The 26,913-nt window shown below is 66.7% G+C and carries 26 protein-coding genes and 2 riboswitches; of the genes, 20 read left to right on the top strand and 6 right to left on the bottom strand.

The annotated features are described in order from the left end of the window. Positions 1–107 precede the first annotated feature (107 nt). The gene (locus tag KHO41_RS16215) at positions 108–1,019 is read left to right on the top strand and encodes a Kdo hydroxylase family protein (RefSeq protein WP_211954297.1); all 912 of its coding nucleotides are present in this window, start codon (positions 108–110) and stop codon (positions 1,017–1,019) included. Between the two features lie 155 nt (positions 1,020–1,174). Next, entirely contained in the window at positions 1,175–2,854 is a 1,680-nt protein-coding gene (locus KHO41_RS16210; RefSeq protein WP_211954296.1) for a GMC family oxidoreductase, read from the top strand. 15 nt (positions 2,855–2,869) lie between these two features. On the opposite strand, the gene KHO41_RS16205 is transcribed toward KHO41_RS16210, so the two are convergent. Next, positions 2,870–4,531 carry an acyl-CoA dehydrogenase family protein gene (locus KHO41_RS16205; protein WP_211954295.1) on the bottom strand — a complete coding sequence of 554 codons (1,662 nt, stop codon included), beginning with the start codon at positions 4,529–4,531 and terminating at the stop codon, positions 2,870–2,872. A gap of 199 nt (positions 4,532–4,730) precedes the next feature. Further along, positions 4,731–4,833: riboswitch (TPP riboswitch) on the top strand. A gap of 100 nt (positions 4,834–4,933) precedes the next feature. Between KHO41_RS16205 and thiC the strand changes: the two genes are divergently transcribed. From thiC to KHO41_RS16175, 6 genes are all read left to right on the top strand, one after another. Beyond that, on the top strand, positions 4,934–6,814 hold the full coding sequence (thiC, locus tag KHO41_RS16200; protein WP_211954294.1) for a phosphomethylpyrimidine synthase ThiC: 1,881 nt from the start codon (positions 4,934–4,936) through the stop codon (positions 6,812–6,814). A gap of 129 nt (positions 6,815–6,943) precedes the next feature. Further along, a complete protein-coding gene (locus KHO41_RS16195) occupies positions 6,944–8,152 on the top strand; it encodes an FAD-dependent oxidoreductase (protein WP_211954293.1) in 1,209 nt (402 codons plus the stop codon). Between the two features lie 10 nt (positions 8,153–8,162). Then, positions 8,163–8,360: a sulfur carrier protein ThiS gene (thiS, locus tag KHO41_RS16190; protein WP_211954292.1), complete on the top strand. Its 198-nt coding sequence runs from the start codon at positions 8,163–8,165 to the stop codon at positions 8,358–8,360. 5 nt (positions 8,361–8,365) lie between these two features. Then, on the top strand, positions 8,366–9,202 hold the full coding sequence (locus KHO41_RS16185) for a thiazole synthase (protein ID WP_211954291.1): 837 nt from the start codon (positions 8,366–8,368) through the stop codon (positions 9,200–9,202). Continuing rightward, a complete protein-coding gene (locus tag KHO41_RS16180) occupies positions 9,199–10,332 on the top strand; it encodes a thiamine phosphate synthase (protein WP_211954290.1) in 1,134 nt (377 codons plus the stop codon). The genes KHO41_RS16185 and KHO41_RS16180 overlap by 4 nt, the downstream gene beginning before the upstream one ends. Positions 10,333–11,279: 947 nt before the next feature. After that, positions 11,280–11,732, top strand: coding sequence for a PaaI family thioesterase (locus KHO41_RS16175; RefSeq protein WP_211954289.1), 453 nt, complete (start codon positions 11,280–11,282; stop codon positions 11,730–11,732). Here the strand turns inward: KHO41_RS16175 and KHO41_RS16170 are convergent, their stop codons facing one another. Together KHO41_RS16170 and thiD are read right to left on the bottom strand one after the other, a co-directional pair. After that, positions 11,733–12,167 carry a PGDYG domain-containing protein gene (locus KHO41_RS16170; protein WP_211954288.1) on the bottom strand — a complete coding sequence of 145 codons (435 nt, stop codon included), beginning with the start codon at positions 12,165–12,167 and terminating at the stop codon, positions 11,733–11,735. A gap of 11 nt (positions 12,168–12,178) precedes the next feature. Beyond that, a complete protein-coding gene (gene thiD / locus KHO41_RS16165; protein WP_211954287.1) occupies positions 12,179–13,015 on the bottom strand; it encodes a bifunctional hydroxymethylpyrimidine kinase/phosphomethylpyrimidine kinase in 837 nt (278 codons plus the stop codon). 71 nt (positions 13,016–13,086) lie between these two features. After that, positions 13,087–13,168, top strand: a riboswitch (S-adenosyl-L-homocysteine riboswitch). A gap of 131 nt (positions 13,169–13,299) precedes the next feature. Here thiD and ahcY point away from each other — a divergent pair. From ahcY to KHO41_RS16140, 5 genes are all read left to right on the top strand, one after another. Next, on the top strand, positions 13,300–14,718 hold the full coding sequence (gene ahcY / locus KHO41_RS16160; protein ID WP_211954286.1) for an adenosylhomocysteinase: 1,419 nt from the start codon (positions 13,300–13,302) through the stop codon (positions 14,716–14,718). 63 nt (positions 14,719–14,781) lie between these two features. Continuing rightward, positions 14,782–15,132 carry a phage holin family protein gene (locus KHO41_RS16155; RefSeq protein ID WP_211954285.1) on the top strand — a complete coding sequence of 117 codons (351 nt, stop codon included), beginning with the start codon at positions 14,782–14,784 and terminating at the stop codon, positions 15,130–15,132. Between the two features lie 60 nt (positions 15,133–15,192). Then, entirely contained in the window at positions 15,193–16,023 is an 831-nt protein-coding gene (gene metF, locus KHO41_RS16150) for a methylenetetrahydrofolate reductase [NAD(P)H] (protein WP_211954284.1), read from the top strand. A gap of 2 nt (positions 16,024–16,025) precedes the next feature. Further along, positions 16,026–16,388: a TfoX/Sxy family protein gene (locus KHO41_RS16145; protein WP_211954283.1), complete on the top strand. Its 363-nt coding sequence runs from the start codon at positions 16,026–16,028 to the stop codon at positions 16,386–16,388. A gap of 37 nt (positions 16,389–16,425) precedes the next feature. Beyond that, a complete protein-coding gene (locus tag KHO41_RS16140) occupies positions 16,426–17,169 on the top strand; it encodes a Mut7-C ubiquitin/RNAse domain-containing protein (protein WP_211954282.1) in 744 nt (247 codons plus the stop codon). Between the two features lie 41 nt (positions 17,170–17,210). Here KHO41_RS16140 and KHO41_RS16135 read toward each other — a convergent pair whose 3' ends face one another. After that, positions 17,211–17,801, bottom strand: a complete 591-nt coding sequence (locus tag KHO41_RS16135) for a 5-formyltetrahydrofolate cyclo-ligase (RefSeq protein WP_211954281.1) — start codon at positions 17,799–17,801, stop codon at positions 17,211–17,213. A gap of 92 nt (positions 17,802–17,893) precedes the next feature. Here KHO41_RS16135 and KHO41_RS16130 point away from each other — a divergent pair, with 92 nt between their 5' ends. The 4 genes from KHO41_RS16130 (at position 17,894) to KHO41_RS16115 (ending at position 23,141) form a co-directional block, all read left to right on the top strand. Beyond that, positions 17,894–19,855: a lytic transglycosylase domain-containing protein gene (locus KHO41_RS16130; RefSeq protein ID WP_211954280.1), complete on the top strand. Its 1,962-nt coding sequence runs from the start codon at positions 17,894–17,896 to the stop codon at positions 19,853–19,855. Between the two features lie 82 nt (positions 19,856–19,937). Beyond that, positions 19,938–20,960: a complex I NDUFA9 subunit family protein gene (locus KHO41_RS16125; RefSeq protein ID WP_211954279.1), complete on the top strand. Its 1,023-nt coding sequence runs from the start codon at positions 19,938–19,940 to the stop codon at positions 20,958–20,960. A 206-nt stretch (positions 20,961–21,166) separates the two neighbouring features. Then, positions 21,167–21,856: a glutathione S-transferase family protein gene (locus KHO41_RS16120; protein WP_211954278.1), complete on the top strand. Its 690-nt coding sequence runs from the start codon at positions 21,167–21,169 to the stop codon at positions 21,854–21,856. A 37-nt stretch (positions 21,857–21,893) separates the two neighbouring features. Continuing rightward, complete coding sequence (locus KHO41_RS16115) at positions 21,894–23,141, top strand: multifunctional CCA addition/repair protein (RefSeq protein WP_211954277.1); 1,248 nt, start codon at positions 21,894–21,896, stop codon at positions 23,139–23,141. Here the strand turns inward: KHO41_RS16115 and KHO41_RS16110 are convergent. Together KHO41_RS16110 and KHO41_RS16105 are read right to left on the bottom strand one after the other, a co-directional pair. After that, the gene (locus KHO41_RS16110; protein ID WP_011296413.1) at positions 23,118–23,312 is read right to left on the bottom strand and encodes a DUF2905 domain-containing protein; all 195 of its coding nucleotides are present in this window, start codon (positions 23,310–23,312) and stop codon (positions 23,118–23,120) included. The two genes, KHO41_RS16115 and KHO41_RS16110, sit on opposite strands and share 24 nt — an antisense overlap. A gap of 12 nt (positions 23,313–23,324) precedes the next feature. Continuing rightward, positions 23,325–24,527 carry a class I SAM-dependent methyltransferase gene (locus KHO41_RS16105; RefSeq protein WP_211954276.1) on the bottom strand — a complete coding sequence of 401 codons (1,203 nt, stop codon included), beginning with the start codon at positions 24,525–24,527 and terminating at the stop codon, positions 23,325–23,327. 15 nt (positions 24,528–24,542) lie between these two features. Here KHO41_RS16105 and KHO41_RS16100 point away from each other — a divergent pair, with 15 nt between their 5' ends. The 3 genes from KHO41_RS16100 (at position 24,543) to ttcA (ending at position 26,871) form a co-directional block, all read left to right on the top strand. Further along, entirely contained in the window at positions 24,543–25,376 is an 834-nt protein-coding gene (locus tag KHO41_RS16100; protein ID WP_211954275.1) for an SDR family oxidoreductase, read from the top strand. A gap of 77 nt (positions 25,377–25,453) precedes the next feature. Next, a complete protein-coding gene (locus KHO41_RS16095; protein WP_011296416.1) occupies positions 25,454–25,855 on the top strand; it encodes a dihydroneopterin aldolase in 402 nt (133 codons plus the stop codon). An 80-nt stretch (positions 25,856–25,935) separates the two neighbouring features. Then, the gene (gene ttcA, locus KHO41_RS16090; RefSeq protein ID WP_211954274.1) at positions 25,936–26,871 is read left to right on the top strand and encodes a tRNA 2-thiocytidine(32) synthetase TtcA; all 936 of its coding nucleotides are present in this window, start codon (positions 25,936–25,938) and stop codon (positions 26,869–26,871) included. Positions 26,872–26,913: the final 42 nt, after the last annotated feature.

Below are 26,913 nucleotides of genomic sequence, written 5' to 3'. Positions count from 1 at the left end.
GTCGGCGGGGTTTTTTTTATTGAGTGCTTTGCGGCCGCCATGTCTGTGATCAATTCGTCACCAAAAATAGCGCGTAAAATCCGGCTATCCGGCAAACCGAGAACGCCATGCCCTCCGCCTCCACTTCCTCAGCCAAACTCGACCTGATCCGCCCGCAGCCGTACACCGACTGGTCGCCGGAGGTGGATGCCGCAACCAAAGCAGACCTGCGCCGCCAGCTGGAGCAGGGCGCGGTGCTCTATTTCCCCGATCTGCACTTCCGTTTCGAGCCGGGCGAGGAGCGCTTCCTCGACAGCCGCTATTCGGACGGCAAATCCAAGAACATCAACCTGCGCGCGGGCGACACGGCCGTGCGCGGCGCGCAGGGCACCGAGCAGGATCAAGCCGATCTGTACCGCCTGATCCACCGCTACGCCGATTTCAGCGAAAAGCTGGTGCTGTCGCTGTTCCCGGAGTACGGCCCGTACATGACGCGCGCGGGCACCTCGCTGCGCCCGAGCCAGATCGCCGGCCGTGCCGTGAGCTGGCGCAAGGACGACACGCGCCTGCACGTCGATTCCTTCCCGTCGAATCCACTGCTGGGCAAGCGCCTGCTACGCGTGTTCCACAACATCGACCCGGAAGCGCCGCGCGTGTGGCGCGTGGGCGAGCCGTTTGCCGATTTTGCGCAGCGCTTCGTGCCGAAGACCCACGGCATGTGGCCGGGGCAGGCGGCGTTGATGAAACTGCTGCACATCACCAAGCGCACGCGTTCGGAATACGACCACCGCATGCTGCAACTGCACGACCTGGCCAAGGCCGACCTGGACTACCAGGCCAGCGTGCCGCAGCAGGAATTCCATTTCCCGCCGGGCTCGACGTGGATCGTCTTCAGCGACCAGTTGCTGCACGCCGCCATGCGCGGCCGCGCGATGATGGAGCAGACCATCTATCTGGACCCGAAGGCGATCTCCGACCACACCCACTCGCCGGAAGCCGTGCTGTCGCGCATGCTGGGCCGGCCGATGCTGGTCTCCTGACGGCCCGCGCGCGCGGCGACTCCGCAAGACGCGCGCCCTCCGGCCTTCACTTCACGCGGCGGCAGCGCCTACACTGGTTTTCAGGCTTGCCATCCTCCGGGGTGCGGGCAGAGGGCTGAGGCCCCGCCGCCATCTCCGGACTCGCGGGGAGACTGATGGAAACCACGTATGACTATGTCGTTGTCGGCGCGGGTTCGGCTGGGTGTGCGCTGGCCGGGCGTCTCGCTGACAGCGGCAGCGACAGTATCGCGTTGGTCGAGGCCGGCCACCACGACCACCATGTGCTGGTGCGCACACCCGCGGGCATCGGCGCCATGCTGCCGCGCAGCGGGGCCCGCAACTACGCCTATGAAACCGTGCCGCAGGCCGGGCTGAACGGCAGGCGCGGCTTCCAGCCACGGGGCCGCGGGCTCGGTGGCAGCTCGTCGATCAACGCCATGATCTACACACGTGGCCGCCCGGCCGACTACGACGCGTGGGCCGCCGCGGGCTGCGACGGCTGGTCGTGGGACGATGTGCTGCCGTACTTCCGCCGCGCCGAGTGCAATGCGCGCGTGGCCGGCAGCGACGACGATCCGCTGCACGGCGGCACTGGCCCGCTTCACGTATCGGACCTGCGCACGCCCAATCCATTCGGCCAGCACTTCATCGACGCTGCCCAGCAGGCCGGCTTCACGCGCAACGACGATTTCAACGGCGACGAGCAGGAAGGCGTCGGCTGGTACCAGGTTACGCAGCATGAAGGCGAGCGCTGGAACGCCGCGCGCGCTTACCTGCATGGCGGCAATGCACGCGACAAGGCCTGTAACGGCGGACGTGCCGGCCTGCACGTGCTGACCGGCATGCAGGTGCTGCGTATTGTCTTCGAGGGCAGGCATGCGGTGGGCGTGCTGGCTGTGCGCAATGGCCGCCAGCACCTGCTGCGCGCACGCCGCGACGTGATCGTGTCGGCTGGCACCTTCGGCTCGCCACAACTGCTGATGGCCTCCGGCATCGGACCCGCGGCGCACCTGCGCGATCTCGGCATTCCGGTGGTGCATGACCTGCCCGGCGTAGGCGGCAACCTGCAGGACCATCTCGATGTCATCCTGCAGAAGCGCGTGGCCGCGCCGGAACTGTTTGGCCTGTCGTTCAGCGGTGCCATGCACTTGCTGTCCGAGATGCTGCGCTACCGCCGCGAGCGCGCGGGCATGATGAGTTCCAACTTTGCCGAGGCCGGCGGATTCATCCGCAGCCATCCCGACCTGGCGGAGCCCGACCTGCAACTCCATTTCGTGGTGGGCATGGCCGATGACCACATGCGCAGGATCCGCTTCGGCCACGGCTATTCGTGCCATGTGTGCGTGCTGCGTCCGCGCAGCCGCGGTGAAGTCCGGCTGGATTCGCCCGACATGCGGCAGCCGCCGCGCATCGATCCCGGCTACCTGTCCGATGCGCGTGACCTCGACGATATGGTGACCGGCGTGAAGATCGTGCGCCGGATTTTCAATCAGCCGCAGCTCCTGTGTTTTGGCGGGCGAGAACTGCATTCCGCGCACCTGCATGCCGACGACAGCGACGACGCCGCCGTGCGCGAGATGATCCGCGAGCGCGCGGACACGATCTACCATCCGGTGGGCACATGCCGCATGGGCATGGACGCAATGGCGGTGGTCGATCCGCAATTGCGCGTGCGCGGCGTGGAAGGCCTGCGCGTGGTCGATGCCTCGATCATGCCGACGCTCATCGGCGGCAACACCAATGCGCCCGCCATCATGATCGGCGAGCGCGCGCACGACCTGATCCGCTACGCGCCGCGCGTACTGCTCAGGATTCGCGAGCCGATGGAGGCCTGAGCCGTTTCCCTGGTTTCACGCCGTCCATCCGCGTTCGAACACGCGCTTCAGCGCTTCGGGCTCCATGTCGAGCGTGCCGAATACGCGCCCATGCTGACGGCCGAGCCGGCTTGCAACAAACGCTTCGGCATTCTCGGCATCGGCATGTGCGAGCATCAGTGCGGACTGCGCGGTGAGCACCAATCCCTGCGCGAAGCGCCGCGCATGGGCTTCGAGCTGCTCCGCAGGCTCTCGCAGCATGGCCTGCAGCGATGCCAGTTCGGCACGCACCGCAGGATGCGCCGCGGCGCGCCGGGACAGGTCGTGCAGCAGGCGCGCGGCGTCGTCGGGCGTGCGCTGGATCGCGCGCAGCACGTCCAGGCACATGATGTTGCCGGAGCCTTCCCAGATCGAATTGACTGGGGCTTCGCGATAGAGGCGCGCCATCGGGCCGTCTTCGACATAGCCGTTGCCGCCCCAGACTTCCATCGCCTCGCCGGTGGCCTCGATCGTGCGCTTGCAGATCCAGAACTTGGCGGCCGGCGTCACCACGCGCTTCCATGCCGCGGCGAGCGGATCGGAGTCGGCATGCTCGAACGCATGGGCCAGCTCCATCATCATCAGCGTGGCGGCCTCGCTTTCGAGCGCGAGATCGGCCAGCACATTGCGCATCAGCGGCTGGTCGGCCAGAAGATTGCCGAACGCGGTGCGGTGGCGCGTATGGTGCAGCGCCTGCACATAAGCGGCGCGCAGGATCGCCGCGCTGCCGATCACGCAATCGAGCCGCGTGCTCGTGGCCATCTCTATGATGGTCGGGATGCCGCGGCCTTCCTCGCCGATCAGGATGCCGCTGGCCTCGCGGAACTCCACTTCGCTGCTGCTGTTGGAGCGGTTGCCGAGCTTGTCCTTCAGGCGCTGGATCTGGATCGGGTTCTTGCTGCCGTCGTCGCGAAAGCGCGGCACGAAGAAGCAGGATAGCGGGCCGTCTTCCGCGCCCATGCGCGCGACCACCAGATGCGCGTCGCACATCGGTGCAGAGAAGAACCACTTGTGACCGGTCAGCAGGTATTCGGCGCCACGGCCTTCGCCACGCACGGGGCGCGCAACTGTGGTGTTGGCGCGCACATCCGAGCCGCCTTGCTTCTCGGTCATGCCCATGCCGATCATGATCGCGGTCTTGTCGCGCCATGGCAGGTCGCGCGCATCATGGTCCTTCGCGTACAGGCGCGGTTCCAGTTCGGCGAACAGCGCGGTTTCCTTGCGCAGCACGGGAATGCTCGCAAAGGTCATGGTGATCGGACAGAGTGATCCGGATTCGACTTGTGCCTGCAGGAAATAGCCCGCCGTGCGCGCCATCCACGCACCGGCGCGCGGCTCGGCGAATGGCATCGCCTGCAGTTGCTGGCTGCGCAACAGGGACAGCAGCGCATGCCAGCTCGGGTGGAACGTGACCTGGTCGATGCGCTCCCCGGTGCGGCTGTGCGTATGGAGTTCGGGAGCGTGCCGGTTGGCATCGGCGCCCCACGCGAGCACTTCAGGCTCGCCAAGCCGTGCCCCAAAAGCCATCAGATCCGCCGCGTGCCAGCCGCCGCCGAGGCGCTCCAGCGCATCGCCGACGATAGGGTCGCAGCCAAACAGGTTGTAGTGCGCGAGATCCGGCACCTGGTTGAAGACGCGATGCGTGGCGGCGTCGGTCATGATGTCTCCTGGATCGTGCTGGCGCTTGATTGCATGGTAGAGCACGTGGAAGCGCACATGAGTGCCCCGTTGTGCCCTTATGGCGCGTTCTGCGCTGCAGCATGCGCGATTCGATACCGTGGCGAAAAGCTGTGGCACCACAAATGACCGGCAACTGGCACTGGCGCCCACCCGGTGCTTATGCTTAAATTCACCCCGTTGGATGAAACAGGGGTGCCGTACGGATGGGCCGTGCGAGCTGAGAGAGTCCCTTCGAACCCGATCCGGTTAGTACCGGCGTGGGAAGTTTCTAGCAAGACCAAGCCTCTTGTCCCTCCGGGACTCGCCTCCCCGGCCTCAGGCCCCGGCGGCGCTCACAGGGCTCCTGGTTTCGTCCACCCCGCAAGAGAGAGGACGACACCCATGGCCCGTACTGCCCCCGCCGCATCATTCGAATCGCTCGAGAGCGACCTCGACCAGAAGTTTGCCTACCCGGCTTCCAGCAAGACCTACATTCCCGGCAGCCGCCCGGATATCCGCGTGCCGATGCGCACGATCCTGCAGACGTCCACGCGCACCGAGAAGGGCGAAATGCCCAACCCGCCGATCCCCGTGTACGACACCTCGGGCCCGTACAGCGACCCGGACGTGCATATCGACCTGAAGGCCGGCCTGCCGGCGCTGCGCGAAAAGTGGATTGCCGAGCGCGGCGACACCGAGGTGCTGCCCGGCCTGTCGTCGGAATATGGCCGCGACCGCGCCAATGACCCGGCCACCGCGCACCTGCGCTTTGCCCAGCTGACCAACCCGCGCCGCGCCAAGGCCGGTGCCAACGTGTCGCAGATGCACTATGCGCGCAAGGGCATCATCACGCCGGAAATGGAATACGTGGCGCTGCGCGAGTCGCTGAACCTGCAGGCGCTGTACGACAAGCCCGAATACAAGGCGCTGCTGCGCCAGCACCCCGGCAATGCGCTGGGCGCCGGCCTGCCGCTGCGTCCGGAAGACATCACGCCGGAATTCGTGCGCAACGAGATTGCCACGGGCCGCGCGATCATTCCCGCCAACATCAACCACACCGAGCTGGAGCCGATGGCGATCGGGCGCAATTTCCGCGTCAAGATCAACGGCAACCTGGGCAACTCGGCGGTGACGTCGTCGCTGGCCGAGGAAGTGGAAAAGATGGTGTGGTCGATCCGCTGGGGCGCCGACACCATCATGGATCTGTCGACCGGCAAGCACATCCACGAAACGCGCGAGTGGATCCTGCGTAATTCGCCGGTGCCTATCGGCACGGTGCCGATCTACCAGGCGCTCGACAAGACCGGCGGCATCGCCGAGGACCTGACCTGGGAGATGTTCCGCGACACGCTGATCGAGCAGGCCGAGCAGGGCGTGGATTACTTCACGATCCATGCGGGCGTGCTGCTGCGCTATGTGCCGATGACCGCCGACCGCGTCACCGGTATCGTCTCGCGCGGTGGCTCGATCATGGCCAAGTGGTGCCTGGCGCATCACAAGGAAAACTTCCTGTACACGCACTTCGACGAGATCTGCGAGATCATGAAGGCGTACGACGTGTCGTTCAGCCTCGGCGACGGCCTGCGTCCGGGTTGCATCGCAGACTCGAACGACGATGCCCAGTTCGGCGAACTGCGCACGCTCGGCGAGCTGACCGCCAAGGCGTGGAAGCACGACGTGCAGGTCATGATCGAAGGCCCGGGCCACGTGCCGCTGCAGCGCATCCAGGCGAACATGGATGAAGAGCTCAAGCACTGCTACGAAGCGCCGTTCTACACGCTCGGCCCGCTCGTGACCGACATCGCCCCCGGCTACGACCACATCACCAGCGGCATCGGCGCGGCCAATATCGGCTGGATGGGCACGGCCATGCTGTGCTACGTCACGCCGAAGGAGCACCTGGGCCTGCCGGACAAGGAAGACGTGCGCGAGGGCATCATCACCTACAAGATCGCCGCGCATGCCGCCGATCTCGCCAAGGGCTGGCCCGGCGCACAGCTGCGCGACAACGCGCTGTCGAAGGCACGCTTCGAGTTCCGCTGGGAAGACCAGTTCAACCTCGGCCTGGACCCGGAACGCGCGCGCTCGTACCACGATGCCACGCTGCCGGCCGAAGGCGCCAAGATTGCCCACTTCTGCTCGATGTGCGGGCCGAAGTTCTGCTCGATGAAGATCACGCAGGAAGTGCGCGACTACGCGGCATCGTTGCCGAAGGAAGCGCAGCAGGGCATGGAAGAGAAGTCGATCGAGTTCCTGAAGAAGGGCAGCAAGATCTATTCGTAAGGCAGTACGGGCATGGTTCGCTGCCATGCCCGCGTTCTTTCCGCCCGTCGCGCAGCGCCTCGCGCGGCGGGCTATCCGGAATAGGAGGCCGGAGGCGGCGCGCATGCGTTGCCAGACGGCACACACCCCATGACAGCAGTGCAGTCCTTTGATGTCGCGATCCTCGGTGCAGGCCTGGCCGGTCGCCTGGCCGCATGGCAGCTGGTGCGCCACGGCGCGCGCGTGGCACTGGTCGAGCGCGGCAGCCCGGACGGTTCGGGCTCTGCCGCGCATGTCGCCGCCGCGATGCTGGCACCGCTTGCGGAGTCGGCAATTGCCGAGCGCCGCATCGTCGATCTCGGCATTGCCAGCGTCGACCTGTGGCGCGCGTGGCTGGCACAGTTGCCCGAGCCCGTGTTCTTCCAGGAGGACGGCACGCTCGTGGTCTGGCATGCGCGCGATCGCGGCGAGATGTCGCTGTTCACGAGCCGCGTGCGCGCAGTGTCGCCGCCGGAACTGGTGGCGCAGCGCATGCGCGTGCTCGACGGCAAGGGCGTGGGCGACGTGGAGCCTGCACTGGCTGGGCGTTTTCCCCAAGGCCTGTTGCTGTCCGGCGAAGGCCAGCTCGACAACCGTGGCGCGCTGCGCGCGCTGCTGTCGTGCGCGGTCAGCGAGGGCGTGCATTGCGTCTGGGAGGCCGGAGAGGTGGACGTTGCCACGCTGCCGTCGCTAGGCATCCAGGCGCGCGTGGTGCTTGACTGCCGTGGTCTGGGTGCGCGCACCGCGTGGCCGGCCGAACCGGGCAAGGATGGCCGCGGCGCGATGCCGGGCCTGCGTGGGCTGCGCGGCGAAGTCGTACGCGTGCATGCGCCCGATGTGAAATTGCATCGGCCGGTGCGCATGCTGCATCCGCGTTACCCGATCTATATCGCGCCGAAGCCCAACGATCTGTACGTGATCGGCGCCACCGAACTCGAAAGCGAAGATGATTCGCCGATGAGCGTGCGCTCCGCGCTGGAACTGCTGTCGGCGGCGCACTCGCTGCATCCGGCATTCGGCGAGGCGCGCGTGCTTGAACTGAACGTGCAGCGCCGCCCGACGCGTCCCGACCACTTGCCTGCGATCCGCGTGGACCAGCAGGCGCGCGTGGTGCGCGTGAACGGCCTGTACCGGCACGGCTTCCTGATCGCACCCGCGGTCACCGAAGCGGCCTGCGCCGTCGTGAACGCGCTGCTCAATGATGACCCGGCCGCGCATGCGGTGCCGGCGGCTCTGCGCTGGCCCGGCATGATCGAGGCCGTGACGGAAACACCCGCGCTCGCCGGGGCCCCTGTGGTCCACTCCGGCCTGCTGCACTGATGCTGAACCCATGGATATCCTGCTGAACGGCCGCCCCTTCATCGTCGCCGACGCCGCCACGCTGGCGGACGCGGTGGTGGCCGCCAAGATTGCTCCGCCGTTCGCCGCGGCGGTCAACGGCCAGTTCGTGCCGCGCGCTGCGCACGCGGCCACGCCCCTCGCGGCCGGCGACCGCATTGACCTCGTCCAACCCGTGACGGGAGGCTGACCCCCATGACATTCGAACCGACAGAAACCCTGCGCGACCCGTTCGTGCTCTACGGCGAGTCCTTCGACTCGCGCCTGCTGCTGGGCACGGCCCGCTATCCGTCGCCGGCCACACTGCAGGCCGCCGTGGAAATCTCGCGCCCGGCCATGGTGACCGTGGCACTGCGCCGCCAGGGCGCGGTGGGCGAAGGCGAGGGTGGCCAGGCCTTCTGGCAGATGCTCAAGGGCTTGGGCGTGCCGGTGCTGCCCAACACGGCTGGCTGCTTCGCGCCGCAGGAAGTGATCACCACCGCCATGATGGCGCGCGAGGTGTTCGAGACCGACTGGATCAAGCTCGAGCTGATCGGCGACGACTACACGCTGCAGCCCGACACGCTGAACCTGCCCGCCGTGGCCGAAACGCTGATCAAGGAAGGCTTCAAGGTGCTGCCGTATTGCACCGAGGACCTCGTACTGTGCCGCCGCCTGCTCGATGTGGGTTGCCAGGCGTTGATGCCATGGGCCGCGCCGATCGGCACCGGCCGTGGCGCGATCAACCCGCACGCGATGCGCGTGCTGCGTGAACGCCTGCCGGACACGCCGCTGATCGTCGACGCGGGCCTGGGCCTGCCGTCACACGCCGCGGAGGTGCTCGAATGGGGCTATGACGGCGTGCTGCTGAACACCGCCGTGGCGCAGGCCGCCTATCCGGTCAACATGGCCCGCGCCTTCGCGCAGGCCGTCGAAGCCGGCCGCACCGCCTACCTGGCCGGGCCGATGCCCGAGCGCGAAGTCGCGCAGGCCAGCACGCCGGTGGTCGGCATGCCGTTCTGGCACGCCGAAGGCACGGAGCACCGCGCATGACCCGCCACGCGGTACACGCCGCGAGCGACGGTCCGCTGCGCCAGGCCGTACTGGAGCATTACGGCGAGACCTTTGGCCTGTCGGATCATCCGTGGCAGGCGTGGCGGCTTGCCGATGCGCCCGCCACGCCCGGCGTGCACGACGTGCTGCTGTCGGATGGTGAGGTCGATGCCGACCTGATCGCACGGATTGCCACCGCCGGTGCCACGCTGATCGAGACTGACCGCGAAGGCGGCCAGTGGATCGACACCGTGCGTTCGCCGATGGGCACATGGGTGCTCTCCTCGCGCGCTGACGACGATCACGCACACTCGCCGGCGTTCGTTGCGGTGCTGCTGGCTTGTCTGTCGCTGCATTTCCCGGCGCATGACGCGCTGTGCCTCGCACGTGCGTGGCGGCCGGGGTCGGCGGAATGGCCGTCAGAGTTCGAGCGGTTCCCGCGTGTGCGTCACGCCGCGCTGGTGGCGCCGGAAGCTGCTGCGCAGGCCTTCGCGCCGTGCCCGCCGGCGCTTGGCCTTTATGCTGTGGTGCCTACCGCGGAATGGATCGAGCGGCTGGTGCCGCTGGGTGTGCCCACGGTGCAGTTGCGCTTCAAGTCGGATGACCCGGCCGCCGTGCGTGCGGAAATCGCGCGTGCCGCGCAGGCTGCCAAGGGATCGCAGTCGCGGCTGTTCATCAACGACCACTGGCAGGCGGCTGTTGAGCTACATGCCGCCGCCGGCGGCGACAGCGGTATCTATGGCATCCACCTCGGTCAGGAAGACCTCGACGATGCCGACCTTGATGCGCTGCGCGCTTCGGGGCTGAGGCTCGGCGTGTCGACGCACGGCTATGCGGAGATGCTGCGCGTGGCGGCGATTCGGCCTAGTTATCTGGCGTTGGGGGCGATCTTCCCGACGACCACCAAGGTCATGCCTACGGCGCCACAGGGCATGGGGCGGTTCCGCGCGTATGCGAAGCTGATGCAGCCGGTGATTCCGGCGCTGGTGGGCATTGGTGGTGTGAATGCTTCCAATATGGGGCAGGTGCTGGCGGTTGGGGTTGGGAGTGCTGCGGTGGTGCGGGCGGTTACCGAGGCTGTTGATTTGACTGCGGCGGTGGGGGAGTTGAAGGCTTTGTTTGGTGTTTGATTGAGGGCGCTTGAGGTGGTGGGTTTGTCGTGCTTGGCGGGCGCCGCTGTTTCGCCGGCGTAGCCGGCGAGTCACTTTTGTCCGAGCGACAAAAGTAACCAAAAACGCGTTTTGGTTGCCCCAAAGGGGCGAATTTTTATCGTAGTGTGCTGAGGGTGTTGTACGGGTATGGGCTTCAGAGTGAATTACGCTGCCTGCCGCGTGGGGCACGACCGTGAGTGGGAATACAGCGCTGATTGAACGAGCCCTGCAAGCGTCTGTGGCCCCTGCTGCGAGCGATATCGTGTGATCGCCTTCGGCTGCGCTGCGCGCAGAGCCCTAGTCTGAGCACACAAGCCCAGGGCAAACCACGCCTCGGGGACGATGCCCGCGCATGGCATGCCGAAGTCGAGAGGACCTTGGACGAACCTGGGCGCCAGCGACGTTGATGAGCTTGCCCCCAGACGACGACGTGCGCGCAGCGCAGCCGAAGGCGTCCCACCACTGACCTGGTTGGAACGCTGTACCCGAGTCCGTCTTGGGGATCGTCCAAAAGTCGTGCCGCGTGAGGCACAGGTTCTGACTCACATGGCGTAGCAGGTTGGAACGGCCGACCACCATCGCTGGCGTCCAAAGCCGTTGGAACCACTGTCGCCGTGGAATTGATGGCCAGCGGCAACGACGCGCTTTTTGGTTACTTTTTGTCGCTCGGACAAAAAGTGACTCGCCGGCTACGCCGGCGAAACAGCAGCGCATGCCAAGAGCGATACCCCGGTCTCAACCAAAACCCGCCGGCTACGCCGGCGAAACAGCGGCGCCCGCCAAGAGCGATTCCCTCGCCCGAACCAAAATCCCTCCCCGATCCCCCCAAAATTCGTGCGACTTTCGCCCAGCACCCGAAACCGCTCCAAACCACCCCGCTATCATGTCGTGCAGCATCCCCGGCCAACCACCGATCGTTCCCCGCCATGTCCAGCCCGACCATCCCCGAAATCATCCCCGCCGCCCCCGGCACGCCTGAAAAGCCGTATTTCGGCATCGATGTCCCGCTGATGCGCTACTTCGGCCTGCAGCCGGAGCTGATCGAGGAGGGCTATTGCCGCACGCGCCTGCCCGCGCATCCGCAGCTCGTGAACAGCCGCGGCGACGTGCACGGCGGCACCCTGATGGCAACGCTGGATTTCACGCTGAGCGGCGCGGCTCGGTCGCACGCACCCACGGAAACGGGTGTGATCACGATTGATATGTCCACACATTTCCTGGCTGCGGCGCGCGGCGAGCTGACGCTCGAGGCCCGTTGCATGCGCCGCGGCGCCCGCATCGCGTTCTGCGAGGGCGAGGTGAAGGACGCCTCGGGCACCGTGGTGTGCGTGGCCCGTGCGGCCTTCAAGCTCGTGCCGCTGTCCAGCGGCGGCAACTGATCAGTCCGGCAGTCGCCGGTAGACCGCTGCGAAGCGCTTCTGCTCGGTGATGCCGTAGTCGCCGGGCGCGTACTGCATCAGCCAGTCGCCCGGCTTGCCGTGCAGCACATCGCCGCCGTCCGAGCGCGCGATGCTGAACGCCTCTTCCATGCGCCGGGCCAGCACGGGTACCGGCTTGTTGCGGTAGGGGCCATCCTGGCCGTGGGCGGACGGCTCCAATGCCACGTACTTCGGGTCGAAGCGCTCGCGCGAGACGACCCAGCGGTCGCCGGTCGCGCCAGTGACGATGGCATCGCCGACCCGGTAGCGGTTGGGGCCTTCGCGGCTCTCCAGTTCGCCGGCTTTGGCGGCAAACATCACCTGTACCTGCTCTTCCTTGACGTAGCGCGCGGCGGCGGGGTCTTCGCGCAGGTCGATGTCGGATAGCTGCTGCATATCGGCTCCGTTCAGCCCAGCACGCGCGGTGCGAAGGCGTGGTTAAGCGGGCCATTGCCCGCGCCAAGTTTCAGGCTGGCGCCGGCTGTGATCGCCTGCGCCACGTAGTCCAGTCCCTTGCTGACAGCATCTTCCAGCGCGTCGCCGCGTGCCAGTTGCGCCGCGACGGCTGCGGCCAGCGTGCAGCCCGTGCCGTGCAGGTTCTTCGTGTCGATGCGCGGGTGCGTGAAGACACGCACGGTGCCGTCGGCCAGCATCAGCAGATCGTCCAGTCCGCCGGCCACGCTCGCGGGGCCATCGTCATCGAGGTGGCCACCCTTGAGCAGCACTGCGGGACAGCCCAGCGCGATCAGGTCGGCGGCGGCCTGTTCCATCTCGGCGCGGCGTGTGATCGGCCGGCCCAGCAGGTAGGAGGCCTCAGGCAGGTTGGGCGTCACCAGCACGGCGCGCGGGAACAGCAGGCGCACCATGGCCTGGCTGGTGGCGTCATCCGAGAGCGTCGCGCCCGATGTCGAAATCATCACCGGGTCGACGACCAGCTTGCGGATGCCATGGCGGTCCGCAGCGGCAGCCACGGCCTCGACAATGGCCGCGGTGCCGAGCATGCCGGTCTTGGCGGCATCGACGCCGATGTCCGAGGCGACTGCGTCGATCTGCGCGGCAACCATGTCGGCCGGAATCGCATGCACGCCCGTCACGCCCAGCGTGTTCTGGGCCGTGATCGCGGTGATGGCGCTCATGCCGAAGCAGCCGAGTGCCGAGAACGTCTTGAGGTCGGCCTGGATGCCGGCGCCGCCGCCCGAGTCGGAACCTGCGATGGTGAGAGTGCGGGGTGGTGTCGGGGTCATGTCAAGGAAATGAGCGGAAAAAAAGCCGGTGGCCATTGTGCGGGTCCACGCCGGGCAGGCTACAATACCGCCACTCCGAGGAGCGTTGCAACGGATCGTGGCGTAACATGCCCTCCGCCAGGCTCGGACTGTCTTCAACGGCGCTCGCTGATCCGTGGTTTGCACGGTGGCGAGTCGACCTATCCGCCCGTTTCATCCCTATCCGCATGGCGTTTCATGCATATGGGAAGCGCGGCCTGATTTCCCGCCCGTCACCGTCATCCACTCTTCACCGGGAGTGATACATGAACGCTGTGACCGACCTCAAGCAAGATTATCTCGTCGCCGACATCGGCCTGGCCGGCTGGGGCCGCAAGGAAATCGCCATCGCCGAGACCGAAATGCCGGGCCTGATGGCGATCCGCGACGAATTCGCCGCCGCGCAGCCGCTCAAGGGCGCGCGCATCGCCGGCTCGCTGCACATGACGATCCAGACCGCCGTGCTGATCGAGACCCTCGCGGCACTGGGCGCCGACGTGCGCTGGGCCTCGTGCAACATCTTCTCGACGCAGGACCACGCCGCTGCCGCGATCGCCGCGGGCGGCACGCCGGTGTTCGCATTCAAAGGCGAGTCGCTCAAGGAATACTGGGACTTCACGCACCGCATCTTCGACTGGGCCGACGGCGGCACCCCGAACATGATCCTGGACGACGGCGGCGATGCCACGCTGCTGCTGCACCTCGGCGCCAAGGCCGAGAAGGACGCTTCGCTGATCGCCAACCCGGGCAGCGAGGAAGAGACCTTCCTCTTCGCCGCGATCAAGGAAAAGCTGGCCAAGGACCCGTCGTGGTACAGCCGCAACCTGGCCGCCATCCGCGGCGTGACCGAGGAAACCACGACCGGCGTGCACCGCCTGTACCAGATGGCGCAGAAGGGCGACCTCAAGTTCCCGGCCATCAACGTCAACGACTCGGTCACCAAGAGCAAGTTCGACAACCTGTACGGCTGCCGCGAATCGCTGGTCGATGGCATCAAGCGCGCCACCGACGTGATGATCGCCGGCAAGGTCGCCATCGTGGCCGGCTACGGCGACGTGGGCAAGGGCAGCGCGCAGGCGCTGCGTGCGCTGTCGGCTCAGGTGTGGGTCACTGAAATTGATCCGATCTGCGCGCTGCAGGCTGCCATGGAAGGCTACCGCGTGGTCACCATGGACTACGCCGCCGAGCACGGCGACATCTTCGTGACCTGCACCGGCAACTACCACGTCATCACGCATGAGCACATGGCCAAGATGAAGGACCAGGCCATCGTCTGCAATATCGGCCACTTCGACAACGAGATCGATATCGCCTCGATCGAGAAGTACGAGTGGGACGAGATCAAGCCGCAGGTCGACCACGTCAAGTTCCCGGACGGCAAGAAGCTGATCATCCTGGCCAAGGGCCGCCTGGTGAACCTGGGCTGCGCCACCGGCCACCCGTCGTACGTGATGAGCTCGTCGTTCGCCAACCAGACCATTGCGCAGATCGAACTCTGGCAAGAGCGCGACAGCGGCAAGTACCCGGTCGGCGTGTACACGCTGCCGAAGCACCTGGACGAGAAGGTCGCCCGCCTGCAACTGCGCAAGCTGAACGCGCAGCTGACCGAGCTGACCGAGCAGCAGGCCGCGTACATCGGCGTGAAGAAGGAAGGCCCGTACAAGGCCGATCACTACCGTTATTGATACCGTTGCCACGCACCCTCTCCCGCTTGCGGGAGGGGGAGAAACCGATTCCAAGGAGCCGTCATGAGACTGCTGATCGTCTGGATCATCAACGCCGTGTCCCTGTTCGTGCTGCCGTACATCCTGCCGTCGATCCACCTCAAGAGCTTCGGCTCGGCGATGCTGGCCGCGCTGGTGCTGGGCCTGGTCAATACGCTGATCCGGCCGATCCTGGTGATCCTGACGTTGCCGGTGACGGTGCTGACGCTGGGGCTGTTCATCTTCGTGATCAACGCGCTGCTGTTCCTGTTCGTCGGCAACTTGCTGTCGGGCTTCTCGGTCGGCGGTTTCGGCGCGGCGCTGCTGGGCTCCATCCTGTACAGCGTGATCTCGTGGCTGCTGTCCAGCTTGCTGCTGGGCGAGCGCACGGCCTGACGGCCGCGCACTACCGCGGGTCCTACCAAGCGCGCTGTGCCAACGCAGCGCGCCACTATCATGCAAGACCGCTACTACAGCTTTGAATTCTTCCCGCCGAAGACGGCGGAGGGTGCCGAGAAGCTGCGCAACACGCGCGCGCAGCTCGCTCCGCTCAACCCGAAGTACATCTCGGTGACGTTCGGCGCCGGCGGCACCACGCAGCAAGGCACGCTCGATACCGTGCTGGAAATCCAGCGCGAAGGCATCGAAGCCGCGCCGCACCTGTCGTGCGTGGGCTCGTCGCGCGAGAGCATCCGCGAGATCCTGCAGCAGTACCGCGACGGTGGCATCCGCCACATCGTGGCGCTGCGCGGCGACATGCCGTCGGGCATGGGCGAGATCGGCGAATTCCGCTACGCCAACGAACTGGTGGAGTTCATCCGCGCCGAGACCGGCGACTGGTTCCAGATCGAAGTGGCGGCCTACCCGGAATACCATCCGCAGGCAAAATCGCCGCGCCACGACCTGGAGAACTTCGCGCGCAAGGTGAAGGCCGGCGCGAACTCCGCGATCACGCAGTACTTCTTCAACGCCGACGCGTACTTCCGCTTCGTCGATGATGCGCGCGCGATGGGCGTGGACGTGCCGATCGTCCCGGGCATCATGCCGATCACCAACTATTCGCAGCTGATGCGCTTCTCCGACATGTGCGGCTCGGAAGTGCCGCGCTGGGTGGCCAAGCGGCTGGAGAGCTTTGGCGATGACCGCGAGTCGATCCGCGCGTTCGGCCTGGACGTGGTCACGGCGCTGTGCGAACGGCTGCTGGCTGGCGGCGTGCCGGGCCTGCATTTCTACACGCTCAACGCGGCCGGCGCCACCAAGGCGATCTGGCAGCGCCTGAAGCTCTGAGCGTGGCCGCGCGCCGACCCGATCCCTTCATCGAACACCTGCTCGAACTGATGGGGCCGCTGGCGGCGTGCATCGGCGCCATCTCCGCGCGCCGCATGTTCGGCGGACACGGCCTGTTCTATGACGGGCTGATGTTCGCGCTGGTCAGCGATGGCCAGTGCTACCTCAAGGCCGACGACAAGACGCTGCCGCGTTTCGAGGCCGAGCGCAGCCATACGTTCCGTTACCAGTCGTCCCGGGGCGAGGTGGCGTTGCGCCACTACCTGAGCCTGCCGGCGGAGTGCCTGGAGTCGCCGGCGGCGATGACGCCTTGGGCGCAGATGGCCGTGGAGGCCGCGTTGCGGCTGGCGAACCAGAAGGGCTGAACCGCGCCACGGGGCCAACGGTGTCATACTCTGCCCCATGGTCACCGCTACCTTCCGCTTCTACGAGGAGCTGAACGACTTCCTTGCGCCGGACCAGCGCAGGCGTGACCTGTTGTGCCCGTGCGCGCGCGCCGCCACGGTCAAGCACATGATCGAGGCACTGGGCGTGCCGCATACCGAGGTGGAGCTTATCCTCGTCAACGGCGAGTCGTCAGGCTTCGACCGCATGCTCGAGGACGGCGACCGCGTCTCGGTCTATCCCAAGTTCGAATCGCTCGATATTTCTCCGCTGCTGCGGGTACGCGCATATCCCATGCGCGTCATGCGTTTCGTGGCCGATGCCCATCTTGGCGGGCTGGCCCACCTGCTGCGCATGATGGGTTTCGACACGCTCTACGACAACCACTTCGAAGACAGCGAGATCGAGCGCATTGCCGAGCGCGAAGGGCGCATCGTGCTGACGCGCGACCGCGAGCTGCTCAAGCGCCGCGGCATTACGCACGGCTGCTACGTGCGCGCGATCAAGTCCACGCCGCAGGTGCGGGAGATCTTTCAACGGCTCGACCTGGCCCGCAGTGCCAGGCCGTTCTCGCTCTGCCTGGACTGCAACGTACCGCTGCAGCGGGTGGCGCGCGACGTCGTGGCGGACCGCGTGCCGCCTGCCGTGCTCGAACGCCACGACCGCTTCGTCACGTGCGATTGCTGCCGGCGCGTGTTCTGGGAAGGCTCGCACTGGCGCTGCATGCGCGCGCTGGTGGACGAACTGGTCTGCGCGGGCTGAGCCCCCTCAAGCCTCGCGCCGTTTCACCGTTAGTCTCAGCGTCAGAACACGCCAGCCTCGCTGACGATCCAGTCCATCGGCAGGTCGTGCTCCTGCGCCTGCAGCGCGATGCGGCAGGCCTCGAAGCCAATGCCGATGGCCACGGGCGACGCGGACATGGCCGCCAGCGTGCGGTCGTAGAAGCCGCCGCCGTAGCCGAGGCGGAACTTATCGGGGCTGAAACCGACACAGGGAATCAGCAACGCGTCGGGCTGCGCCGCGTCGGTGCCGTCCGGTACCGGAATGCCGTAGTGGCCCTTGGTCATCGGCGTGTCCGGTGTCCACAGGTGGAAGTCGAGCGGCGCGCCCGGGCGGCTGACGGCGGGCAGCGCGGCGCGGCGGCTGGTGTCCTCCGACAGCCACTGCATCACGACGGCGCGTGCATCGAATTCCTGCTGGATGGGCCAGTAGAAGCCCAGGCAGCGGATCGCCAGCCGTTCGAGCAGCGGCAGCAGGCTGGCGGCGATGCGCGCCTCGGCATCGCCACGGTCGGGCACGGCGGCACGCAGCGCGAGCAGGCGGGCGCGCTGCGCGCGGCGGTCGTCTTCCGGACCTGAATCGGGGGGCGGCGAAGGTGGATGATGGGCTGACATGGCGTGGGATAATGCCTGCAATCGAACCAACATTGGCGGCGGTGGCGCGCAAGGCTGGCGCTGCACGACGTCACAACAAGGAAGCAAAGAATATGCTGAAGGGAGTATATCTGCGGCGTGCCGGGCAGGCCGCATGGGTCACCGTGGCGTGTGCCTTGCTTGCCACCCCCGCGCTCGCGCAAAAGCGCCCGCAGCAGCAGGCTGCGCCGCGCGTGCAGGCGGCGCCGGTCATCCCGTCCGATCCGGACGACGCGTTCGTTGCGTTGCGCGAAGCTGCGCGCAAGAACGACGTCGAGCGCGCGTACGCCATCTCGGCGACGCTGGTCGACTACCCGATCCCGTCTTACGTCGAATATTTCCGCATCAAGCCGCAGATGTTCGACGGCAGCGGACTGGCGCGCATCGATGCGCCGGACGACCAGGTGCGCGCGTTCCTGCAGCGCTACAAGGGCCAGGCCATTGCCGACCGCATGCGCAATGACTGGCTGCTGGTGCTCGGCAAGAAGCGCGACTGGGCCAATTTCGATGCGGAGTATCCGCAGTTCGTGCTCAAGGACGACACGCAGGTCGAGTGCTATGCGCTGCTGTCGCGCGCGCTCAAGGGCCAGAATGTGGCGGCCGATACGCGCAATGTGCTCAGCGATGTGCGCTACTACGGCGAAGGCTGCGTCGACCTGATCAGCTATCTCGTGCAGAGCCAGCAGATCCAGCGCAGCGATGTCGCGTTCCAGGCGCGCCAGGCGCTAGAGCAAAACCTGGTCACGCTGGCGGGCAGGATCGCGGCCACGGTGCCCGATGCGCGCGCGGACGGCGACACACTGGCCACTATCGTCAAGATGGCGCGCAATGATCCGTCGCAGGCCGTGGCCTATCTGACCGCAAGCGGCGGGAGCCTGTCGCGCGACGAGCAGGGCGCGGCGTGGGGCGTGATCGGCCAGTACGCGGCCAAGAAGCTGCTACCCGATGCCGCCTTCTACTACCGCCGCCAGATGGACCTGGGCGGCAACCAGTGGATGTCCGACGAGTCGCAGGAATGGCGCGTGCGCGCTGCGTTGCGGCAGGGCGACTGGAAGCAGGTGCGCCAGGCCATCGAGATGATGCGGCCCGAGCTGCGCGCCAAGGACCCGGCCTGGACCTACTGGTACGGCCGCTCCCTGAAGGCTGATGGCCGCGACGCCGAGGCGCAGCAGCAATACCAGCAGATCGCTGGCCAGTTCAATTTCTATGGCCAACTCGCGAGCGAAGAACTCGGCAACCGCATCACGCTGCCGTCGCGCACCACCGTAAGCGATGCCGAAGCCATGGCCATGCGCAGCCGCGCGGGGTTCCAGCGTGCGCAGAAGCTCTACAACATGAACCTGCGTTTTGAAGGCACGCGGGAATGGAACTGGGAACTGCGCGGCATGAGCGACCGCGAGTTGCTGGCTGCTGCCGAGTACGCACGCCGCGTCGAACTGCTCGATCGCACCGTCAACACCGCGGACCGTACGCGCGCCGAGCATGACTTCTCGCTGCGCTTCCCGATGCCGTATCGCGACCTCATGCAGCGCGCGACCGACGATGTCGGCCTCGACATGGCATGGGCCTACGGCCTGATCCGCCAGGAATCGCGTTTCATCATGAATGCGCGTTCGTCGGCGGGCGCGCATGGGCTGATGCAGGTGATGCCGGCGACCGCCAAGTACGTGGCGCGCAAGATCGGCATGCCCGACTTCTCGCCGTCGATGATGGGCGATCCCAACATCAACATCGTGCTCGGCACCAACTACCTGAGCATGGTGCTCACGGATCTCGACAGTTCGTGGACGCTGGCGTCGGCGGCCTACAACGCTGGCCCGGGCCGGCCCAAGGCCTGGCGCAGCACGCTGTCGCGCCCGGTCGAAGGCGCGATCTTCGCCGAGACCATTCCGTTCAACGAAACGCGTACGTACGTGAAGAATGTGCTTTCCAACGCTACGTACTATGCTGCATTGATGAGCGGCCAGCCTCAGTCGCTGAAGTCGCGCCTGGGCCAGGTTGCACCGTCGGCGGTGACCACCACCAGCCTGCCCTGAACGCGTGCGCGCCCCGCCTCTCCGGGGCGCGTGCCTAGGCCGGTCTGCCGCCACGTGCCGTTTTCCTCGCACGGAGGCATCCATGCAGACCAGCAACGTCCTCATCGTCGGTGGCGCCGGGTTTATCGGCAGCCATCTCGCTTCCCGGCTGGCCGGCGCCGCCTCGGCGTCCGGCGCGCCGCTGGAACCGGGCTCCAATCCTGATTCCCCCATCGCGCCCGAACGCATCGTGATCGGCACGCGCAACGTGGAGCATGCGCAGCATCTGCTGCTGTTGCCGCGTGTCGAGGTGGTGGAACTTGGCCTGGCCGACAATGCGGCGCTCGACGACGCGATTGGCCCGCTCGGCACGGACGGCATTGTCGTCAACCTGGTTGGCGTGCTGCACGGCGAACGTGGCGATCCGTATGGGCCGGAGTTCGCGGCCGCCCATGTCGAAATCGTCGAGCAGGTGGTGGGTTCGTGCCTGCGCACCGGTGTTCGCCGGCTGCTCCATATGAGTGCGCTCGGCGCGGACAGCCGCGGCCCCTCGATGTACCAGCGCAGCAAGGGCGACGGCGAACGCCTGGTACGCGACAGCGGCCTGGACTGGACCGTTTTCCGCCCCTCCGTAGTCTTTGGTCCCGACGACCACTTCCTCAACCTGTTCGCGCACATGCAAGAGATCGCGCCGGTGGTGCCGCTAGCCTGCGCGCATGCGCGCTTCCAGCCGATCTACGTACTGGACGTGGTGCAGGCCTTCGTCAACGCCATGGTCACGCCCTCGACGATCGGACATGGCTATGACCTCGGCGGACCGCAGGTGTACACGCTGGAAGAACTGGTGCGCTTTGCGGGCCGTGCTTCGGGGCACCCGCGCCCGGTGATCGCATTGCCCGACGCGCTGGCTCGCGTGCAGGCCGCAGTGATGGAGCACATGCCGGGCGATCCGCTGCTTTCGCGCGACAACCTCGATTCGATGCAGTTCGACAACGTGCTGCACGGGCCGATGGCGAGCGAACTCGGCCTGCATCCGGTCGGGCTGGAATCCGTCATGACAGACGTGCTGGCCGGGCGCACGCGCGATGCCCAGCTCACGGTCATGCGCGCGAGCGTGCATCGGTAGCGAGGACCCGCCTGCCAACGCTGCGTCTCTATGTGATCTGGATTCACAGCCGTTGCGAGTCCTTTTCACTTTGAGAGCGAACGGCGCGCTGGCAAAATGAACGGTTCGGCACAGCCACCCGCAAGCGGCGGCTGTGCCGGCCCCGGTCAGGCAATGCCGCTGCCCGGCGGCCTTTCTCCATCCCTTCCTCCCCCAAGGATTTCGCGATGAAGCTCGTCATCGGCAACAAGAATTACTCGTCCTGGTCGCTGCGCCCGTGGCTGCTGATGCGCCAAGCCGGCATTGCATTCGAAGAAGTGAAGGTGCGGCTGTTCGTCGACAGCTTTGCCGACGAGATCGCGAAATATTCGCCGGCCGGCAAGGTCCCGGTGCTGATCGATGGCGACATTGCGGTGTGGGACACGCTGTCGATCGCCGAATACCTGGCCGAGCGTTTCCCCGAAAAGGCGCTCTGGCCCGCTGACCGCGCCGCGCGCGCGCATGCGCGCTCGGTCTGCGCCGAGATGCACGCCGGCTTCACCAACTTGCGCAACCAGATGCCGATGAACGTGACCGCGGTGCTGCCCGGCTGCGGCTGGAACGTCTCCGTGCAACGCGACGTGGACCGCATCGCGCAGATCTGGACGGATCTGCGCGCGCGCCATGGCGACGCGGGCCCGTTCCTGTTCGGCGCCTTTACGGTGGCCGATGCCTATTACGCGCCAGTGGTTTCCCGCTTCGCGACGTACGGCGTTCACCTGCCGGAGGCGGCCAAAGTCTATGCGGACTTCATCCTCGAGCTGCCGGCCGTGCAGGAATGGATTGCCGATGCGCGCGAAGAGCGCGATTTCCTGGCTGACGACGAGCCGTATCGCCTGGCGCCTGATCGTGCCGATGCGATAATCATCAACCACTGAGCGCCGCGCCGGCGGCGCAGCACAACGAGGCAAGACAATGCAGGTGTACGCCGTCGGCGGCGCAATCCGCGACGAACTGCTGGGCAAGCCCAGCCAGGACCGCGACTATGTTGTGGTGGGGGCCACCCCGGCCGACATGGAAGCCGCCGGCTACAAGCCGGTCGGCAAGGATTTTCCGGTCTTCCTGCATCCGCGCACCAAAGAGGAATATGCGCTCGCGCGTACCGAGCGCAAGACCGCAATGGGCTACAAGGGCTTCGCGTTCTATTGCGAGCCCGATGTCACGCTCGAAGACGACCTGGTCCGGCGCGACCTGACCATCAACGCGATGGCGCGCGCCGTCGGCGATGACGGCAATCTGGTCGGCCCGGTCATCGACCCGCACGGTGGCCAGCGCGATCTGGCGGCGCGGCAATTCCGGCACGTGTCCGATGCCTTTGCGGAAGACCCGGTGCGCATCCTGCGCGTGGCGCGCTTTGCCGCGCGCTTCCATGACTTCACCGTCGCACCCGAGACCGTTGCGCTGATGCGCAGGATGGTCGACGCTGGCGAAGTCGACGCACTCGTGGCCGAGCGCGTCTGGCAGGAGCTGGCGCGCGGCCTGATGGAGGCGCGGCCGGCGCGCATGTTCGAGGTGCTGCGCCAGTGCGGCGCGCTCGCGCGCCTGCTGCCCGAACTGGACCGGTTGTGGGGCGTGCCGCAGCGCGCGGACTATCACCCCGAAATCGATACTGGCGTGCATGTGATGATGGTGATCGACTGCGCCGCCGCGATGCGCACGCCGCTCGCGGTGCGCTTTGCCGCGCTGGTCCATGATCTTGGCAAGGGCACCACGCCCGAGCACGTGCTGCCGCGCCACCTGGGCCATGAAACGCGCAGCGTCGAACTGCTCGAAGACGTTTGCAAGCGCCTGCGCGTGCCTAATGACTGCCGCGACCTGGCCGTGGTGGTGGCACGCGAGCACGGCAACATCCATCGCTCCACGGAATTCGGCGCGGCCGCGATCACGCGCCTGCTCGAGCGCTGCGACGCGCTGCGCAAGCCTGCCCGCTTTGCCGATGCACTGCTCGCGTGCGAGGCGGACAAGCGCGGACGCAAGGGTTTCGAGGCGGACACCTATCCGCAGCGGGCGCGGCTGCTCGCGGCGCTGGATGCCGCGGCCAGCGTAGACGCCGGCGCCATCGCCAAGGCGTCCGCCGACGATGTCAGCAAGATCAAGGAACGCGTGCACGAGGCGCGCGTGGCGGCGGTGAATGCCCGACTAGAGCAGCTTGCCGATCACTAGCGCGATCAGCGACAGCAGGATCGTCGACGCGAACGGCAGGGTGTAATCGCGCCCGAACAGCCGGAAGCGCACGTCGCCGGGCAGCCGGCCGATGCCGAGCTTCTGCAGCCACGGCAACGCTGCCGACAGCACGACCACGCTCAGGAAGATGGTGAGTGTCCAGCGCAGCATGGCGGCAGCGGCTCAGAGCGTGTGGCAGCGGTCGCCGCGTGCAAAGCCTGCGAGCGGCTCGCTGTCGTCCAGGCCGCGTGTCAGCGCCACCACCTTGAACAGTTCGCCCATCTCGGCTTCGGACAGCAGCTTCTGCACGGCGTTGGCGGCGGGCAGGAAAGCGCGTGTGTCGGACGGGTCCAGCGTCATCAGGAGGTCGGTGATGCCGGCGTTCATCAGGAAGCGCGCCTGCGAGGCAAAGCCCGACACGGACAGGCCGGCGTCGACAGCCGCATGGGCGATGCTGCTGAAATTGACGTGAGCGGTGATGTCCTGCAGCCCCGGGTAGAAGAAAGGATCGGGGTGCGCGTGGTGGCGGTAGTGGCACATCAGCGTGCCGCCGGTGCGCTGCGGGTGGTAGTACTCGCTCGCCGGGAAGCCATAGTCGATGAAGAACGCGGCGCCGCGCGCGAGCATGGCGCCCACCGCGCGCGCGAAGCCATCGGCCTCGGCGTGGGTTTCGGTGACGACGTCGTGGTCGCCGGGAATGGCATGCAGCGCGTCGGGGACCGCTTGCGCGGCGAGCAGGCGGTCTTCGAACGAGAACGCATGCGCGGCGGTGCTGTCATCGCCGGCGACGCTGCGGGCCACGCCGCGTTCATGCCAGCGCGCGCCCGTGCGCGCGAACAGCCGCACCGGCATGGCGTCCAGCACTTCGTTGCCGACCACGATGCCCTCGAAATGTTCGGGCAGCGTGTCCAGCCATTGCACGCGCGGCGCCAGGTGTGGCGCGCGCTGCGTCAGCGTATCCTGCTGGCGCGCGCGCAGTTCGCCGGACAGTTCGACGATGCCGTAGGTGTCGGGTAATTGCCCTTCCTGTTCCAGCGCCAGCAGCAGGTCGGCAGCCAGCCGCCCGGTGCCCGCGCCGAACTCGAGCATGCGCGGCAGGCCCTGTGCCAGCAGCGGCGCGAACTGGCGCGCGAGCGTGCGCGCAAAGAACGGGGACAGTTCCGGGGCGGTGATGAAGTCGCTGCCATCGCGCACATCGCGCCCGAACTTGGCGGCGCCGCCGCTGTAGTAGCCCAGTCCGGGCGCGTACAGCGCCAGCGACATGTAGCGGTCGAAGCCGATCCAGCCACCGGCCGCATCGATGGTTTCGCCGATCAGGGTGGCCAGCGCGTCGGAGGCGGCCAGCGCGTCGGCGGGGGGAAGGGGTAAACTAGCGGCTTTCTGCATGCCTTGATTGTAGCAATGCCCGAAACCAATCCATCTGCCGCCGCTCCCTCGCCGGCCCAGCCGCAGGCTACGGCCGCGCGCGGCGTGGCCATCGTCACCGGCGGCGCGCGCCGGCTTGGCCGTGCCATCGCGCTCGAACTGGCCGCGCAAGGCTGGGATGTGGCCGTGCACTGCCACCGTTCCCGCGACGAGGCCGAGGCGCTGGCCGCGAAGATCCGCGCCGGCGGTCGCCGTGCCGCCGTGCTGCAGGCCGACCTGGCCGACGAGGCCTCCACGGGGACGCTGATCGCCGCCTGCACGGCCGAACTGGGCGTGCCGACCTGCCTCGTCAATAACGCGTCGCTGTTCCAGTACGACGTGGCGACGAGTTTCTCGTATGCGTCGCTCGACACGCATATGCGCACCAACGTTGCGGCGCCGCTGCTGCTCGCGCGTGAGATGTACAAGGCACTGAGCGCCGCCGATGATGCGGTGACGGACCCGCGCGGCGTCGTGATCAACCTGCTGGACCAGAAGCTCGACAACCTGAACCCGGACTTCCTGTCGTACACGCTGTCCAAGGCCGCGCTGCAGACCGCCACCGTGCAGCTCGCACAGGCCTTCGCGCCGCGCCTGCGCGTGGTTGGCGTCGCTCCCGGCATCACGCTGATGTCGGGCGAGCAGTCGGAGCAGAGCTTCCGCCGCGCGCACCGCGTCACGCCGCTGGGCAAGTCGTCCACGCCCGAGGACATTGCCCAGGCTGTGGCCTATCTCGCCTGCGCGAATGCCGTGACCGGCACCACGCTCTACGTCGACGGCGGCCAGCACCTGATGCCGCTGTCGCGCGACGTGATGTTCCTGACAGAATGATGTAAACACCTGCCGCGCCTGCACACCATTTCGTGGCCAGGCGCGGCCCCTCCTGAATTCCCTTTTCCCCGCTTGCCATGACCATGCTCGCCGCCCTGACCCATCCCAGCCTGCAAGACTGCCGCCGCATGTTCCTGCGTAATTACGAAGTGCAGATCAATATCGGCGTGCACGAATTCGAGAAGAAGGGCGAGCAACGCGTGCTGATCAATATCGACCTGTTCGTGCCGCTGGCCGCCAGCACGCCGCAAGCCGACAAGCTTGAAGAAGTCGTCGACTACGATTTCATGCGCAATACCGTCGCCGAGCGCATGGCGCAGGGCCACGTGCACCTGCAGGAAACGCTGTGCGACGACGTGGCCCGCGCCATGCTCAAGCACCCGAAGGTGCGTGCCGTGCGCGTGTCGACGGAGAAGCCCGACGTCTACCCGGATTGCGACTCGGTCGGCGTGGAAGTCTTCCACATCAAGCAGAACTGAGCCGGCCCGGGTAAAATCTTGGCCCTTCCGAGCCGTCCCGGCCATTTCATCCGGGCGGCCGCAACGATCAGGTATGCCCCATGAGCCACTCCAATAACTTCTACCGCCTCGAGACGAGGCTGCAATCGCAAACCGGCAAGGCCATCGGCGACTTCGGCATGATCGAGGACGGCGACACTGTGCTGGTCTGCATGAGTGGCGGCAAGGACTCGTACACGATGCTGTCGGTCCTGATGGCGCTGCAGAAGCGCGCGCCCATCCAGTTCAAGCTGATCGCGATGAACCTGGACCAGAAGCAGCCTGGCTTCCCGGAGCATGTGCTGCCGGAGTACCTGAAGTCGACGGGCGTGGAATACGTGATCGTCGAGGCGGACACCTACTCGATCGTCAAGGAGAAGGTGCCCGAGGGCAAGACCACGTGCTCGCTGTGCTCGCGCCTGCGCCGCGGCGTGATCTACCGCACCGCCAAGGAGCTTGGCGCCAACAAGATCGCGCTGGGCCACCACCGCGACGACATCGTCAACACGTTCTTCCTGAACATGTTTTTCGGCGGCAAGATGAAGGCCATGCCGCCCAAGCTCGCCACGGACGACGGCGCGCACATCGTGATCCGGCCACTCGCGTACTGCTCGGAGAAGGACATTGCCGCCTATGCGCGCGCGATGGAATTCCCGATCATCCCGTGCAACCTGTGCGGCTCGCAGGAGAACCTGCAGCGCAAGAAGGTTAGCGAAATGCTGCAGGCATGGGAGCGCGAGAACCCGGGCCGTATCGACAATATCTTCGCCTCGCTGCGCAATGTGGTGCCGTCGCACCTGGCCGATACTGACCTGTTCCCGTTCACGGGGCTGGCCACGGGTCTGGCCAAGGTGGATGAGGCGTCCCTGTTCGGCGAGACCACGTTCACGCAGCAGCCGCTGGTGTTTGCCGGCAGCAGCGACGAGAACCGACTGGAATTCGTGCGCTTCGAGCGGCCACAGACGTCGGCGCCGGCCCAGCAGGCCAGCATCGAATAATCGGCCCGCCGGAAAGCAAAACGCCCGCGTTGTGACGCGGGC

Source organism: Cupriavidus numazuensis (genome assembly GCF_905397435.1).
Classification (GTDB): Bacteria; Pseudomonadota; Gammaproteobacteria; order Burkholderiales; family Burkholderiaceae; genus Cupriavidus; species Cupriavidus numazuensis.
The sequence above is the reverse complement of the archived record's forward strand: the minus strand, read 5'-3'. Positions and strand labels throughout refer to the sequence as shown.